General features: G+C 71.1%; 14 protein-coding genes. 7 read left to right on the top strand and 7 right to left on the bottom strand.

Annotated elements, in window-relative coordinates; genetic code table 11:
* The first annotated feature begins 36 nt into the window (after positions 1–36).
* The 3 genes from ACFQPS_RS06660 (at position 37) to ACFQPS_RS06650 (ending at position 4865) form a co-directional block, all read left to right on the top strand.
* Positions 37–1377, top strand: coding sequence for a DUF1329 domain-containing protein (locus tag ACFQPS_RS06660; RefSeq protein WP_377357537.1), 1341 nt, complete (start codon positions 37–39; stop codon positions 1375–1377).
* Between the two features lie 68 nt (positions 1378–1445).
* Entirely contained in the window at positions 1446–2444 is a 999-nt protein-coding gene (locus ACFQPS_RS06655; protein WP_377357535.1) for a WD40/YVTN/BNR-like repeat-containing protein, read from the top strand.
* Between the two features lie 54 nt (positions 2445–2498).
* The gene (locus ACFQPS_RS06650) at positions 2499–4865 is read left to right on the top strand and encodes an efflux RND transporter permease subunit (protein ID WP_377357533.1); all 2367 of its coding nucleotides are present in this window, start codon (positions 2499–2501) and stop codon (positions 4863–4865) included.
* 104 nt (positions 4866–4969) lie between these two features.
* On the opposite strand, the gene ACFQPS_RS06645 is transcribed toward ACFQPS_RS06650, so the two are convergent.
* Positions 4970–5728, bottom strand: coding sequence for a TetR/AcrR family transcriptional regulator (locus ACFQPS_RS06645; protein ID WP_377357532.1), 759 nt, complete (start codon positions 5726–5728; stop codon positions 4970–4972).
* A 198-nt stretch (positions 5729–5926) separates the two neighbouring features.
* Here ACFQPS_RS06645 and ACFQPS_RS06640 point away from each other — a divergent pair, with 198 nt between their 5' ends.
* Positions 5927–6574, top strand: coding sequence for an efflux RND transporter periplasmic adaptor subunit (locus ACFQPS_RS06640; protein WP_377357529.1), 648 nt, complete (start codon positions 5927–5929; stop codon positions 6572–6574).
* A gap of 34 nt (positions 6575–6608) precedes the next feature.
* On the opposite strand, the gene ACFQPS_RS06635 is transcribed toward ACFQPS_RS06640, so the two are convergent.
* Together ACFQPS_RS06635 and ACFQPS_RS06630 are read right to left on the bottom strand one after the other, a co-directional pair.
* On the bottom strand, positions 6609–8450 hold the full coding sequence (locus ACFQPS_RS06635; RefSeq protein WP_377357528.1) for an autotransporter domain-containing protein: 1842 nt from the start codon (positions 8448–8450) through the stop codon (positions 6609–6611).
* Between the two features lie 154 nt (positions 8451–8604).
* Positions 8605–8826, bottom strand: coding sequence for a hypothetical protein (locus tag ACFQPS_RS06630; RefSeq protein ID WP_377357527.1), 222 nt, complete (start codon positions 8824–8826; stop codon positions 8605–8607).
* Positions 8827–9002: 176 nt separating this feature from the next.
* Between ACFQPS_RS06630 and gcvA the strand changes: the two genes are divergently transcribed.
* Entirely contained in the window at positions 9003–9917 is a 915-nt protein-coding gene (gene gcvA, locus ACFQPS_RS06625) for a transcriptional regulator GcvA (RefSeq protein WP_377357526.1), read from the top strand.
* 8 nt (positions 9918–9925) lie between these two features.
* On the opposite strand, the gene ACFQPS_RS06620 is transcribed toward gcvA, so the two are convergent.
* The 4 genes from ACFQPS_RS06620 to ACFQPS_RS06605 form a co-directional block, all read right to left on the bottom strand.
* Positions 9926–10282 (bottom strand): hypothetical protein, encoded by a 357-nt coding sequence (locus tag ACFQPS_RS06620; RefSeq protein WP_377357524.1) that lies wholly within the window; start codon positions 10280–10282, stop codon positions 9926–9928.
* 145 nt (positions 10283–10427) lie between these two features.
* Positions 10428–10967 carry a hypothetical protein gene (locus tag ACFQPS_RS06615; RefSeq protein ID WP_377357523.1) on the bottom strand — a complete coding sequence of 180 codons (540 nt, stop codon included), beginning with the start codon at positions 10965–10967 and terminating at the stop codon, positions 10428–10430.
* A complete protein-coding gene (locus tag ACFQPS_RS06610) occupies positions 10964–11602 on the bottom strand; it encodes a hypothetical protein (RefSeq protein WP_377357520.1) in 639 nt (212 codons plus the stop codon). The genes ACFQPS_RS06615 and ACFQPS_RS06610 overlap by 4 nt, the downstream gene beginning before the upstream one ends.
* Before the next feature lie 183 nt (positions 11603–11785).
* Positions 11786–12814 (bottom strand): NADP-dependent oxidoreductase, encoded by a 1029-nt coding sequence (locus ACFQPS_RS06605; protein WP_377357518.1) that lies wholly within the window; start codon positions 12812–12814, stop codon positions 11786–11788.
* 256 nt (positions 12815–13070) lie between these two features.
* On the opposite strand from ACFQPS_RS06605, the gene ACFQPS_RS06600 reads away from it, so the two are divergent.
* Complete coding sequence (locus ACFQPS_RS06600) at positions 13071–14222, top strand: GGDEF domain-containing protein (protein WP_377357516.1); 1152 nt, start codon at positions 13071–13073, stop codon at positions 14220–14222.
* A gap of 100 nt (positions 14223–14322) precedes the next feature.
* The gene (gene gloB, locus ACFQPS_RS06595) at positions 14323–15096 is read left to right on the top strand and encodes a hydroxyacylglutathione hydrolase (RefSeq protein WP_377357513.1); all 774 of its coding nucleotides are present in this window, start codon (positions 14323–14325) and stop codon (positions 15094–15096) included.
* Positions 15097–15118: the final 22 nt, after the last annotated feature.

The raw sequence follows: 15118 nt of genomic DNA, 5'->3' as shown, positions 1-15118 counted from the left end.
AGAGCCAGGAAGGATCGACTAAAAGGAGGAAACCTCATGAATCGCGTTAAGGCCGCGCTGCTCGGCGGTGCGCTGGCCATCACCCTGGCCCTGCCGGCACAGGCGCAGACCGCATCGGACCTCGGCAAGACGCTCACCCCCATGGGGGCGATCAAGGCCGGCAATGCCGACGGCAGCATCCCGGAATGGACGGGCGGCATCACCGCCCCGCCCCCGGGCTATGACCCCGGCAGGCAGCACATCGACCCGTTCGCGGACGACAAGCCCCTGTTCACCATCACCTCGGCGAACATGGACAAGTATGCGGACAAGCTGCCCGAGGGCCTGAAGGTCCTGCTCAAGACCTATCCGGACACCTACAAGCTGCCGGTCTACCCGACGCGCCGCAGCGCCTCGGCGCCGCAGTTCATCTATGACGCCACCGCGAAGAACGCCGAGACGGCGAAGCTGGCCCCCGGTGGGAACGGCGTGCTGGAGGCGAAGACCGGCATTCCCTTCCCGATCCCGAAGGAAGGCGTCGAGGCGGTCTGGAACCACCTGCTGCGCTGGCGCGGCCTGAACGTGTTCCGCCAGTACGGCCAGGCGAATCCGCAGGCCAACGGCGCCTTCAACATGATCACCCTGACGGAGAAGGTGAAGTACCTGTACTCCCGTCCGGAGGGGGCGGACGGCAACCTGGCCCTGTTCTTCCTCCAGGAAGTGGTGGCGCCGGCGCGGCTGGCAGGCGAAATCCTGCTGGTCCACGACACCATCAACCAGGTGGAGGAACCGCGCTCGGCCTGGACCTACAATCCCGGCCAGCGCCGCGTCCGCCGCGCCCCGAACGTTGCCTACGACAACCCGGGCACGGCGTCGGACGGTCTGCGCACCAACGACCAGCTCGACGTCTTCAACGGGTCGCCCGACCGCTACGACTGGACGCTGGTCGGCCGGAAGGAGATGTACGTGCCGTACAACTCCTACAAGCTGCACAGCGGCGATCTGCGCTACGACCAGATCATCAAGCCGCGCCACATCGACCAGGATCTGACCCGCTATGAGCTGCACCGGGTCTGGATCGTCGAGGGCACGGTGCGGCCCGGCACCAGCCATGTCTATGCCAAGCGTCGCTTCTACATCGACGAGGACAGCTGGCTGATCCTGGCGGCCGACAATTACGACAGCCGCGACCAGATCTGGCGCGTGAGCGAAAGCCACGGCATCAACTACTACAATCTGCCGGGCTACAACACGACGCTGGAATGCACCTACGACCTGCCGTCGGGGCGCTACACCTGCAACGGCTTCGACAATCAGGAGCCGCCCTACCGCTTCGACCAGGACTACACGGCGGCGGACTTCGCCCCGGACTCCCTCCGGCGGGCGGGAGTGCGCTGATCCGCGCTGCCGACGGGCCGGCCGGGCAACTGGCCGGCCCTTTTCCTTCGTAGGAAGAACCGGGTGCCATGACCCCATTCCGCGCCCCGGCGGCCCTGGCCGCCGCAGCCTTCGCCCTGGCCATCGCCATGCCCTCCCTGGCCAGGCAGGACCCCTCTGCCGCTGCCCCGCCGCTCCAGACCGACGGCATCAAGCCCGCGACGCTGGCCCCGCTGGCCGTCCGGTCGCTGCTGCTGGACGCCGCGCGCGCCGGCGACCGGCTGGTCGCCGTCGGCCAGCGCGGGCACATCCTGTTGTCCGACGATAACGGCAGGACCTGGCGGCAGGTGCCGGTCCCGGCTGATTCCACCCTGACCGGCGTCTTCTTCGCGGATGCCCGCAACGGCTGGGCCGTCGGGCATGACAGCGTGATCCTGCACACCGCCGACGGCGGCGAGAGCTGGACCCTCCAGCATGCCGCCCCGGACTGGGAGCAGCCGCTGATGGACGTGCTGTTCGACGACCCGGCGCACGGCATCGCCGTAGGCGCCTACGGCCTGTTCCTGGAAACCGACGACGGGGGCCGCACCTGGACCCGGCGCCGGATCGAGGAGGATGACTACCACCTGAACGCCATCATCGCCCCCACGCCCGACCTGCGGCTGATCGCGGGGGAGTTCGGCCTGGCCCATGTCAGCCGTGACCGCGGCCGGACCTGGGAGACCGTGCAGACACCCTACGAGGGATCCTACTTCGGCGCGCTGGCGCTGGGGCCGGAGACGGTGCTCGTCTACGGCTTGCAGGGCAACATCTACCGCAGCACGGATGCCGGCGCGACCTGGACCGCGGTGGAGAACCGCTCCACCGCCGGGCTGCTGGGCGGCGCGCGGCTGTCGGACGGGCGCGTGGTGCTGGTGGGGATGCAGGGCATCGTGCTGACCAGCACCGACCAGGGCCGCAGCTTCGTCCTGGAGCAGCGGCCCGACCGCATCGCCCTGGCCGAAGCCATCGAGGCGCCGGACGGGAGCCTGATCCTGTTCGGGCAGGACGGCGTGCTGATGACCGGCCCGCCCGCGGCGGCCCACTGATGCCGCGCCGCCCGCCGCCCCCCTGACGCCCGGTTCCCGGAAAGACGCCTCGCCATGTCCACACCGTTCCTCCAGAACCTCGAAGGGCTCGTGTTCCGGAACCGGGCACTGCTCCTGGTCCTGTTCGCGCTGGCCACCCTCTTCATGGGCTGGAACGCCGCCAAGCTCCGGGTCGATGCCGGCTTCGAGAAGATGCTGCCGATCGACCACCCCTACATGGACACCTTCCTCACCTACCAGCAGGAGTTCGGCGGCGCGAACCGCATCGTCGTCGCCCTGTCGGTGGACGAGGGCGACATCTACACCCCCGACTTCATGGAGCGGCTGAAGAAGGTCACCGACGAGGTGTTCTTCATCCCCGGCGTGGACCGGGCCAGCGTGACCAGCATCTTCACGCCCAACGTGCGCTTCGTGGAGATCACGTCGGAGGGCTTTTCCGGCGGCAACGTCATCCCGGCGGAGTTCCAGCCGACCGAGGAGTGGATGCCCGTCGTGCGGGAGAACGTGCTGAAGTCGGGCACGGTCGGCCGGCTGGTGGGGGAGAAGTTCGACGCCGCCCTGGTCAGCGCGCAGTTGATCGAGCGCGACCCGCGCACGGGCGAGAAGCTGGACTACCAGGCCGTGGCCGACAAGCTGGAGTCCATCCGCAGCCGCTACACCGACGCCAAGATCGACATCCACATCATCGGCTTCGCCAAGTCGATCGGCGACATCGCCGACGGCGCCTCCAGCGTCGTCACCTTCTTCGTCATCGCCTTCATCATCACGGCCCTGCTGGTCTACGGCTACGGCCGGTCGTTCATGATGATGGCGGTGATGCTGCTGGTGTCGCTGACCACGGTGATCTGGCAGTTCGGCATGCTGGTGCTGCTGGGCTTCGGCATCGACCCGCTGTCCATCCTGGTGCCGTTCCTGGTCTTCGCCATCGCCGTCAGTCACGGCGTCCAGAACATCGGCACCATCAGCCAGGAGATGGGCCGCGGGGCGGACGCCTACACGGCCGCCCGCATCAGCTTCGAGCGCCTGCTGATCCCCGGTTCCTCGGCGCTGGTGACGGACGCGCTGGGCTTCCTCACCATCGCCATCATCCAGATCCGTATGATCCAGGAGCTGGCCGTCTCCGCCTCGGTGGGCATGGTCATCATCATCCTGACCCATCTGTTCATCCTGCCGGTGCTGCTGAGTTACCTGCCGCTGGACGAGCGCTATCGCGCCCGCGTCGCCGGGCAGGTGGACCGTTTCGACCCGCTGTGGCGGCGCATCGCCGTGCTGGCGACGCCCAAGGGGGCGGTGCCCATGGTGCTGGCGGCGCTGCTGGTGCTGGGCGGCTCCTTCTACATCCAGAAGGACATGACCATCGGCGATACCGAGGCGGGCGTGCCGGAACTGTGGCCGGACTCCCGCTACAACCAGGACGCCGCCCTGATCGTAGACCGCTTCAGCATCGGCACCGACGTGATCCAGGTGATCGCGGAGGCGCCGGCGAACGGCTGCATCGACCATGGCGTGATCCGGCAGATCGACGATTTCACCTGGCACATGAGCAACGTGCCGGGGGTGCAGTCCGCCTTCTCCCTGTCCACGGTGATGAAGGGGGTCAACACCGGCTGGAACGAGGGGAACCTGAACTGGCAGGTGCTGCCCCGCAACAGCCAGGTGCTGGTGCGGACCGTCACCCCGATCGAGACCTCGACCGGGCTGCTGAATGCCGACTGCTCGGTCATGCCGGTCGTGATCTACACCGTGGATCACCGGGCGGAGACGATCGACCGCATCGTCCAGGCGGTGGAAGGCTATGTGACGGCGAACCCGTCGGACGAGGTGAGATTCCGGCTGGCGACGGGCAATGTCGGCGTCATGGCCGCCACCAACGAGGCCGTGCGCGAGGCGGAGAAGCCCATGCTGGGGCTGGTCTACGCCACGGTGGTGCTGTTCTGCCTGATCACCTTCCGCTCGCTGGTCGGCTCGCTGGCGACGGTGCTGCCGCTGATCGTGGTGTCGATCCTGTGCAACGCGCTGATGACGGTGCTGGGGATCGGGCTGAAGATCTCCACCCTGCCGGCGGCGGCGCTGGGCGTGGGCATCGGCGTGGATTACGGGCTCTACATCTTCAACCGGCTCCAGGCCTACCTGAAGCACGGGCTGAGCTTTGCGGATGCCTATTTCCGCACCTTGCAGGAGACCGGCAGCTCGGTGCTGTTCACCGGCATCACCCTGGCCGTGGGCACCGCCACCTGGGCCTTCTCCGACCTGAAGTTCCAGGCGGACATGGGCGTGCTGCTGACCTTCATCTTCCTGGCCAACATGGTGGGGGCGGTGATCCTGCTGCCGGCCGTGGCCTCGCTGCTCTACAGCCGCTTCCCGCGGCTGTTCGAGAAGGAGGTGGAGCGCGCCTCCAGGCGGACCTTCGCCCAGCACTGACGCGGCGGCGTCTGCGGGCGGTCAGGCCCGGATGCGGAACGGCCGCGGAGGGGGGTGCCCTCTGCGGCCGTCGGCAGTTCCGGGGTCACGCGCCGCGCGCAGCGTCAGCGCCGCAGGATGCCGTAGAGCTGGGTCCGGATCAGGGCCTCCACCAGCTCCTCCTTGTGCGCCCGGAAGCGGGGGGAGTTGCCGATCATCAGCGAGACGAGGCCGTGCCCGCTCATCCAGATGACCTCGGTCGCCAGATCCACGTCCTGGCCGTCCGCCCCGGCCTCTGCGATCAGGTCGGCCATGGCGTCGCGCAGCCGGGCATAGGCCTGCGGCCCGCTGTAGCCCGGCTGACCAGGCTGGCGGGCGCCGGGATCGCGGTGGTCCACCGACATCCGGCCCAGCGCCTTGACCATGAAGGTCAGGCGGTATTCGTCGGGATGCTCCAGCCCGAAGTCAATGTAGGCGCGCATGATCCGGCGCACCTTGTCCAGGGCACCGCCGCCCCCGGCCAGGATGGCGTCCATCCGCTGCACCAGCTTGGCGAAGGCCTGCTCGCACAGCTCTTCCAGGATCGTCTGCTTGTCCGGAAAATAGAGGTAGAGGGCGGTCGGTGAGATGCCGGCCCGCGCGGCGATCTTGCGGATCGTCGCCTGCTCGAAACCGTCCTCGATGAAGATGCGCTGGGCCGCGGTCAGGATCTCGTCCCGCCGGACATGGCCTTCGCCCTTGCGCTTGCGGTAGGGGCGGCTTCCGGCCGCAGCCCCGGCCGCGTCGCCGGGACCGGCCCCGGCCGGATCCGCCACGGTTTCCACGACGGTTTCAGCGATGCCGCCCGGACCGTCCTCGTGCTTCACATGCGCTCTTGCGACCACCTGTCGCTTCCCCCTTGACGCTCATATGAACGATGATAAGTTTTGCGTCCGGTAAGTTATCAGCGTTCAAGTTACTGTACCCAGCGTACCAGAGCGGTGCGGGCCCGGGCAACGGGCGCTGCCCGCGCGTACCCCGACCCGCACCTTGATACCGCAGTCTCCGCCCGTGCGACCGGGCGGCGTAAGCCGGAGGGCAGAATGTCCGTTCCCGCCGTCGCGTCCAACGCTTTTGCGCAGCCCTGCCTGCGGCCCCCGCGGCGCGTGGCCGGTGCCGGCCTTCTGCTGGCCGGCGCGCTGCTGCTGGCGTCCACCGCCCTTGTCCCGGCGGCACGGGCCGAGCTTCGGCCCGACGGAACCGCCGTGGTGCAGCCCCTCGCCGCAGGGGAAGGGGCGGTCGCCTTCCGCGTTCCCGGCACGGTTGCCGGGCGGCATGTGTCCGTCGGCGACCAGGTGGGCAAGGGCCAGCTTCTGCTCGAACTCGACTCGGTCGCCTATTACCAGTCCGTCCGCGCCGCCGAGGATGCGCTGGCCGCAGCCGCGGCGGACTGCGACCGTGCCGCCCGTGCGGTGCGCCTGACAGCGGCGCTGCTGCGCGACGGCCGGGCCGACGCCGACACGCTGGAGGCCCGCCGGGCGGAGGCCGCCCTGGCCCGGCAGCGCCTGCGCGACGCGCATGCCGCGCTGGACCAGGCCCGCGCCCTGATGGACCGGACCATGCTGACGGCGGAAACCGATGGCACGGTCACCGCCGTGCTGGTCGGGGTGGGGGACCGGGTGCGCGACGGCGTGCCCGTGCTGCGCCTGAAGCCCACCCTGACCCAGACGGCGGAGCGGACGGAGCGCTGAGGCCCGGTCCGCTCCGCGCCGGGGTGCCTGCGGATCAGAAGCCGATCCGCACCCGGCCGACGACCGCGTGGTCCTCGCGGTCGCTGCCGCCGAACGGCTCGCCCCTGTACCCGGCGGAGAGCAGCAGGCCGCCCGCCGTCTCCACCGTCACACCGGCATCCAGCACGATCCGGCCGCGGTCGCCGGCTCCGACCTCGGTCATCCCGACCTCCCCGTTCGCCAGCCGCGCCGTGAGGCTGCGGCCGTCGCCCAGGAATTCGTGCTCGTAGGCGAGGCCGAGGGCGGGCACGACCGCCAGCCCGTCATCGCCGAAACGGCCGGATGCCTGCACGCCCAGGGAGCCGATCAGGGATTCCGCCCGGCTGCGCTCCACGGTCAGGGCGAGCGGCCCGGCATCCTCCTCGGTGAAGCCCTCGACTTCGGTGTTCAGGTACCGCAGGCCGACCTCCGGCCCGATGCCGAAGCCCCCGGCCTGGATCACGTAGCCCGCCCGGCCCGACAGGCCGTAGGTGCTGCCGTCCGTGTCCGCCTCGGCCTTGGGGAAGGGCGCGAAGCGGGTGGACCGCTCCAGGGTGCCGTAATCCTCGTAGCTGTAGCCCATGCTGCCGTCGGCGTACCACGGCCCCCAGGCGGCCGTGCCGTAGATCTGGACGCTGTAGGACTTCGCGTCGGCCGAACCGGCACCGCCCTCCAGGTCCAGCGAGCCGTCGGCATAACCCAGCGCGATGCCGGCCAGCAGGTGATCGTCCACCTGGTAGTCGAGGCCGGCGCCCACGTTCCAGCCATCGTAGTCGTAGCCGAACTGGCCGGGGATGCGGTCGCGCTCGCCGTCCACATAGCCGCCGAAGGCATAGAGGCCATAGCGCCCGTCCGCCCCCGCCTGGGCCGAGCCGAGCAGGCCGACATCGCCGCGGCCGGTGCGGGCCGCGGCCATGCGCGACTGCACCCCCTGGGCCGCCAGCTCGAACAGGCGCAGGCCGAGCTGACTGGTGGCGACATAGGCCGCCGGCGCATCATAGAGCGCGGCGAAGGTGCCGTTGACATACTGGGCGATGCCCTGGTGTCCGGTCACGGTCGGGTGGATCGGGTCGAAGAACAGCGTCGCCGCCGCCGCGTCCGCCGTGGCGCAGGCGCCGGTCGGGCCGCTGGTCCCCAGGCAGGGCACCCGCACGTTGGACAGGCCGTAGGCCGCCGGGTCCGCCACCACGGACCGGATCAGCGCCCCGATGTCCACATAGGTGATGCTGGCGCCGGTGCCGGCGCGCAGGGAGCGCACGGCCTGTTGCAGATTGGCGTTGTGGACATCCGTGATCTGGCTGGCCTGCGCCGCCGCGGCGGGGCCGTTCGCGGCCACGCCGGGCGTCGATCCCAGGTCGGGCAGGCCCAGCACGATCAGGTTCCGCGCCCCGGCCTGGATCAGCCGGGTGGCCCCGGCCACCGTGTTGCCCACCGTGGTGCCGACCACCTGGAACGGGTCGCCCACGGGGTTGGACGCATAGGCCAGATAGTCGTTGCCGCCGATCCAGACGGCGTAGAGCGCATCCCCGCTGAGCTGGGGCCGCGCCGCGAGATACTGGTCGAGCTGGACCTGGAGGTCGATGGGCTGCACCCGGCCGGAGCGGGCGCCGCCCAGGGCCACGCTCTGCACCGGCGTGCCGCGCAGGGTGCCGAGCTGCTCGGCCCAGACGGGTCCGTTGGAGAAGCGGCCGCCGACATAGGGCGCGCCGGGCCGCAGCGGGGCCGGCAGGTTGCCCGTGTCGCTGAGGCTGTCGCCGAAGACGACGATCGAGGAATAGCTGCGCTGCTGCGCCATGGCCGGGGCGGCCACCGACGCCATCACCACGGCAAGGGCCGTGGTCGCCAGAAGACGGGTCATCCTTGGGCTTCCTCCACTGTCACGGCCGTTAGCCGGCCGCAGGTTTCAGCCCAGGCTAGCCAATGTTACCGTTCTGCGAAAGCCCCGCGGAAGTTCCCGCCCTGGGCGTGTCGTCTGCGCGCACCGGAAGGGCCGCACCCCGGCCGATCCCAGCTCAGCCGCAGTGGCCCGGACCGTCCCAGCCGATCGGCCGGCAGCCGGCGGTGTCGCCCCCGCCGCGGGGGTCGGGATGCCAGGCATTGCGCATCAGCCCGAGCAGCACCCCTTCCAGCAGGGCGCCGAGGGCGCCGGCCGGGGCCGCAGCTCCCGAGAGCAGGCCGGCGCCCGTCTCGGCGGTCGCCCAGTCCGCCTGGGTCGCGCAGGTCCGCTTATGCATGATCGCCTCACCACTCGACAGGAATACCCGGTGCCAGTGCTGGCCGGGAGGCCGAAGCCGGCCCTTGATGCTAGTTTCGCAGGGCCGGCCGATGGACGACAAACGAGAAATCCGGATAGAATGCAAAAGCTGATTTTATGCATACGCCCGCGCCGGGCGCTCCCGGAGATTCCGCCATGACCCGCCGCCTGCCCCCGCTGAACGCGCTCCGCGCCTTCGAGGCCGCGGCGCGGCACCTGTCCTTCACCCGCGCCGCGGCGGAGCTGGGCGTCACCCAGGCGGCCGTCAGCTACCAGATCCGGCTGCTGGAGGAGCATGTGCGCCAGCCCCTGTTCCGCCGCCTGACCCGGCGGCTGGAGCTGACCGACGCCGGCCACGATCTGGCCGAAGCCGTGGCCGACGGCTTCCAGCGCATCGGCGGGGCGGTGGAGCGGCTGACGGAGCGGCGGGCGGGCACGGTGCTGTCCATCAGCACCTTGCAGACCTTCGCCAGCCAGTGGCTGGTGCCGCGGCTGGGGCATTTCCAGGTGCTGCACCCGGAGATCGCCGTGCGCCTGGATGCCAGCGCGCGCATCGTGGACCTGGAGCGGGAGTTCGACGTGGCCATCCGCAACGGCCGCGGCGACTGGCCGGGGCTGGCGGCGGACAAGGTGATCGACCTGTCGGTGGCGCCGGTGCTGAGCCCGGCCCTGCTGCACCGCGCCGGCGGGCTGGCGGGACCGGCGGACCTGCTGCGGCTGCCGCTGCTGGACACGGTGGACCCCGACGACCGCCGGCTCTGGCTGGGCTGGTTCCGGCAGGCCGGCGTGCCGGTGGACGCGGCCGACCTGCCGGCCAGCATCCAGTTCGACACGCAGCAGTTCAGCGGGCAGGCAGCGATGATGGGCCAGGGGGTGGCCATGGTCTGCCCCGCCTTCTTCGGACCGGAGATCGCCGCCGGCCGGCTGGTCCCCCCCTTCCCCGGCCTTCTGTTCGATACCGGCGACGCCTTCTGGGTCGTCAGCAGCCGCCGGCGGGCGCAGGAGCCGGACATCCGCGCCTTCCGCGCCTGGGTGCTGTCGGAGGTGACGGCCTGCGCCGGGGCGGCCTGAGCGTCCCGTCAGGCCCGGCCGCGGCGGGCCAGCAGCCGGGCGGCTCCCGCCCCTGCCGCAGCACCGGCCAGCGCCGGCACCGCTGCCACGGCGGCCGAGATCAGCCCGCGCTCCAGCGGCGCCAGTTGCGCGCCCGGCGGCGGCGGCGAGACGAGATGCGCCAGCAGCACCCCGGCCGCCACCGCCAGCGCCAGCAACGGCGCCCGCCGCGGCGGGGCCGCGGCCGCCAGCAGGGCGGCGGAGACGGCGAGGATCGCCAGCGTTTCGTGCAGCGCGGCCGCGGTCAGGTCCCAGAGGCCGGCGCAGGCCCCGCAGGCGAGCGCCAGCAGCAGCAGCGGTGCTGTTCGCGTGGAGACAAGGAACATGGTGCGACCCCGGGCGCGCCGATCACCGCCGGGGCGCACGCCCATCCACCCCAGGCTTCATCCAACACCCGGATTGCGGCCAAAGGCTGTCCCGCTCCCGGCGGCGTCTGGGCATTCCCACCCGCCGTCCGGCGCGGACGGGGGGTCATATCTCGTCGAGATTGCCTTCGTAGAGACTGACGGGACCGACAACGAACCCCCGCTCCGGCGGGTGGCGCTGGTTGGCCTTGGCCTGGGCCAGCTTGTCCACCGCGGCGAACATCAGGTAGCGCCGCCCGGCCTGCCAGGACTCGACCACCTCCGCCGGGGCATTGCGCGAGACGCGGCGGAAATCGGGGTGGCTGACCACCACGGTGAAGGGCTTGTCGCCGGGATTGCAGCGGTCATCGAAGATGTAGAGCCACGCCTCCTGGCTGGTCTCCCGCGCCACCGTGTCGTCGCCGTATTCGATCTGCGCCTGCAACTCCGCCAGCTCTCGGCTCATGGCGCGCTCCTCCCGCTTCAGGTCCAGGCTGATGCGGGCCTTGTCGCGGAGCTGCCGGGTCGCCTCGCGGAGCTGGCGCAGCCGCCCCTCCTGCATCTGGTGCATCCGCTGGAGCCGCTTCTGCACCGTGCTGGCGACCTGGGCGGCGGCGCCGACCCCGGCGATGACGCCCAGCCAGACGGCGACGTCCTGGGCGCTCATCGCCCCGCCGCCCGGAAACCGGCCGCCGGCGGTTCGGACTCCGGTTGAAGGTTGGCGGCCGGATCGGCGAGCGCGGCCTCCCCGTCGGGTTCGGAGATGTCGATCACGGCGAACCCGGCCGAGGGCGGATAGACCCGCTCGATCAGGACCTTGGCGTCGCCGATGGAGCTGGCCCAGGCATGCACCTGCTGCGCCCGCCCCCAGGAGGGGGCGAGGAAGGGATGCGCCTTCTGCTCCAGGTGGGCACGCTGGACATGGCGGTTGATGACATGGGCGATGAAGCGCCGGGCCGGCCGCTCGGCCCGGGCGAACGCCTCCTCCTCCCCCAGCACGCGCAGCAGGCGGGAGCGGCTGACCGCCAGGTCGGCGAGGCGCTTGTTCACCATGTAATGGCGGCGGCGGGCGGACTTCACCTGGTCGTCCAGGCGGACCAGCATGGGCAGCATCTGGTCCCGCCGGTGCTGGAAGCGGGAGATCAGCTTCAGCACGCGCTGGATGCGCTCCTCCACCCCTTCCGCCTTCAGCCGGCGCAGGGTCAGGCGTTCGACGCAGTAGGCTACGGCGAGGCCCGCCAGATAGGCGATGCCCGCGATGGAAAAGAGGACGGCCCCCGCCTTGGCAAGCTGTTCAAGCATCCGTTCCCGCCGTCGGACGGCACGTCCACACCGGGCGCGCCCGTCACTATCGGAGCATGGGCCTGAACGTCCCGTTAAGACGCCGGCTCCGACCCGGCACCGCCCCGCAGGGCGGCCCGGAGCAGGGAGTATGGCACCGCATCATGACCGGACAAGGTAAGCCGAAAGAGTAGACGCCCCGTATCAGGCGGCCGGCTCCTCGCCCACCTGCACCACCAGCTTGCCGGTGTTGCCGCCGCTGAACAGCTTGCGCAGGGAACGGGGGGCGGTCTCCAGGCCGTGGTCCACGTCCACCTTCCACTTCAGCCGCCCGTCGGCCAGCCACGGCCCGACCTCGCGCAGCATCTCTCCCGCGCGGTCCATGTAGTCCAGGACGATGAAGCCCTCCATCCGGCAACGCCGGACCAGCAGGATGTCCATGTTGCGGGGCCCCGGCTGCGGTTCGGCGGCGTTGTACTGGCTGATCAGGCCGCAGAGCGGGATGCGGGCGCGCAGGTTGAGGAAACCGTAGGCGACCTCCGAGATCCAGCCGCCGACATTCTCGAAATAGACGTCGATGCCGGACGGGCAGGCCGCCTTCAGGCCGCGGCGCAGCTCGGCCGGGCCGCCGCGGTAGTTCAGCGCGGCGTCGAAGCCCAGCTCCTCCACCAGCCAGCGCGCCTTCTCGTCGGAGCCGCAGATGCCCACCGCCCGGCAGCCGCGCAGCTTGGCGAACTGCCCGACCATGGAGCCGACGGCGCCGGCCGCGGCGGTGACGACCACCGTCTCCCCCGGCTGCGGGCGGCCGATGTCGTAGAGCCCGAAATAGGCGGTCAGGCCCGTCGGCCCCAGCACCCCGGTGAAGGCCTGGAGCGGCAGGCCGGGAATGCGCGGCACCGGCCCCAGCCCCTTGCCGTCGCTCAGGCAGTAGTCGGCCCAGGCGCCCATGCCGGTGACCAGATCGCCCGGCCGGAAGCGGGGATTGCGGCTCTCCACCACCTCGCCCAGGATCACGCCCCACATCGGTTCGCCCAGCGGTACCGCGGGGATGTAGCTGGCCTGCTGCATCCAGATCCGGTTGGACGGGTCCATGGACAGGTAGATGGTGCGGACCAGCACCTGGTCCGGGCCCGGCTCCGGCACCGGCTGTTCCCGCCATGCCAGACAGTCCTCGAAGGCGTCGCCCTGCGGCCGCGCGGTGAGAATCCACTGGCGGTTCGTCCTGGCGGTCATATCCCCTCCCTCTTCTCTTCCTTGCGGTTCCCGACGGATTCCGTCCGCCGTCGCCCGAGCCGCCGGTCGCGGCCGGCGCGGAGTGTAGCAAGGCTGCAACGACGCGCAGAAGTCGGCATGGGTGCGGCCGTCCGCACGTCGGCGGCGGCGGAACTCTCTGGTAGATACCCTCGAAATAGGTATGATGCACACATTGGCAGGAGCCCGCCGGCACCGGCCCATGGTCGCAACGGCGGCGGGGGGTCCGGGAAGGCGGATGGTCGGATCGTTTCATACTTTCGACGGGCCCACGGAGACACGCTTCGAGGCGTGGCGCTGCGACCGGCTGCGCGACCTGCTGCCGACACCGATCGTCATCGGTGCCCTGGCGTTGGTCGGGTTCACCCTGTGGGACTGGGTGCTGCACCCGGCATCGCTGCCGTGGGCGCTGGCGATCCGGCTGACCGCGGCAGTGGCCATGCTGTGGAGCGCCTGGCGCATCGCCGCCGATGCGGAGGCGCCGCTGCGGCCGCTGACGATCCTGGCGCTGACCACGGGCGTCGGCGCCGTGGCGCTGACCCAGGCGCTGGCACCCGGCGGCTTCGACTACGGCACCGCAGGCCTGGTGCTGTTCCCCACCGTGTCCGCCGTGGCCGCACCGCGGGCGCGCGACGTGCCGGTGCTGAATCTGGCACCGGCGGTCGTCGTGCTGACCGTGCTGCTGGCCAGCGGCGCCGGCGGCTTCACCCTGGGCAACGTGCTGGCGCATTTCAGCACCGGTCTGTTCACCGCCTATGTCGTGGCGCTGGCCCTGGAACGCGCGGCGCGGCAGAGCTTCGCCCTGGAGCTGCGGCTGGAGGAGGAGGCCCGGATCGACCCCCTGACCGGCCTGGCCAACCGCCGCCGGCTGGAGGAGCTGGCCGCCCAGGAGGTGGAGCGCGCCCGCCGGTTCGGCCGGCCGCTGTCGGTGCTGATGCTGGACCTGGACCATTTCAAGCGCGTCAACGACGAGCACGGCCACGCCCGGGGCGATGCGGTCATGTCGGCACTGGCGGCGCGGTGCCGGCGGGCGCTGCGGCAGACCGATCTGTTCGCCCGCGCCGGCGGCGACGAGTTCGTGGCGCTGCTGCCGGAGACAGCACTGGATGACGCCACCGCCCTGGCCGGGCGGCTGCGCGCCCTGGTCGAGGCGGAACCACTGCTGCGCGATCCGCCGCCGGTCCGCGCGACGGTCAGCATCGGCGTCGCCACCTATGCCGTGCACGGCCGGTCGTGGACCGCCATGTTGCAGGCGGCGGACGACGCGCTCTACCGCGCCAAGGAGGCAGGCCGCAACCGGGTGGAAACGGCTCCGGAGGCCGGGACCGGCTGGAGCCGGACCGGGGAATCGTCCTGCTGCCGGGGCGGCACGGGTCTGGCCGCCTGCTGAACCGGCCCCCGCCGGACCGCGCTGCGGCACGCCGCCGTTCCCCGCCCGCCCGTCCACCCGGTCGCTTGGCCCGGCCGCGCCCTTCGTATAGGATTCCGCCATGGCCCCGCTCGACATCCGTCTGATCCCGGCCCTGGCCGACAATTATGTCTACCTGCTGCGCGACCCGGAGACGGGCGCTGTCGCGGTGGTGGACCCGGCCGACCCGTTCCCGGTGGAGGCCGAGCTGAACCGCCTGGGCTGGCGGCTGACGCACATCCTGAACACGCACCACCACGCCGACCACACGGCCGGCAACGGCGAGCTGAAGCGGCTCTTCCGGGCGCCGGTGATCGGCCCGGCAGCCGACCGCGCCCGCATCCCGGAAATCGACGAGGCCTATGGCGACGGCGACCGCTTCCTGCTGGGCGCCCGCCCGGTGGAGGTGATCGACGTGCCCGGCCACACCCGCGGGCACATCGCCTTCTGGTTCAGCGATGCCGGCGCGCTGTTCAGCGGCGACAGCCTGTTCGCGCTGGGCTGCGGCCGGCTGTTCGAGGGCACGCCGGCGCAGATGTGGCAGTCGCTGCTGAAGCTGCGCCGCCTGCCGGAGGAGACAGCCGTCTACTGCGGCCACGAATACACCCTGTCGAACGCCCGCTTCGCCGTCACGGTGGACCCCGGCAACGACGCCCTGCGCGCCCGCGTGGCGGAGGTGGAGCGGCTGCGCGCCCAGGGCCAGCCGACGCTGCCCAGCAGCATCGGGCTGGAGCGGGCGACCAACCCCTTCCTGCGGGCCGACGACCCCGCCGTGGCGGCGGCGGTCGGGCTGGCCGGCGCCGACCCGGTGACGGTCTTCGCCGAGATCCGCCGACGCAAGGACGGCTTCCACTGACCCCTTCGTCCGACCGCTTTCC

It is taken from the genome of Rhodocista pekingensis, assembly GCF_042665545.1.
Lineage (GTDB): Bacteria > Pseudomonadota > Alphaproteobacteria > Azospirillales > Azospirillaceae > Rhodocista > Rhodocista pekingensis.
Note: the sequence above shows the minus strand (reverse complement) of the source record. Positions and strands in the feature narration are given on the sequence as shown.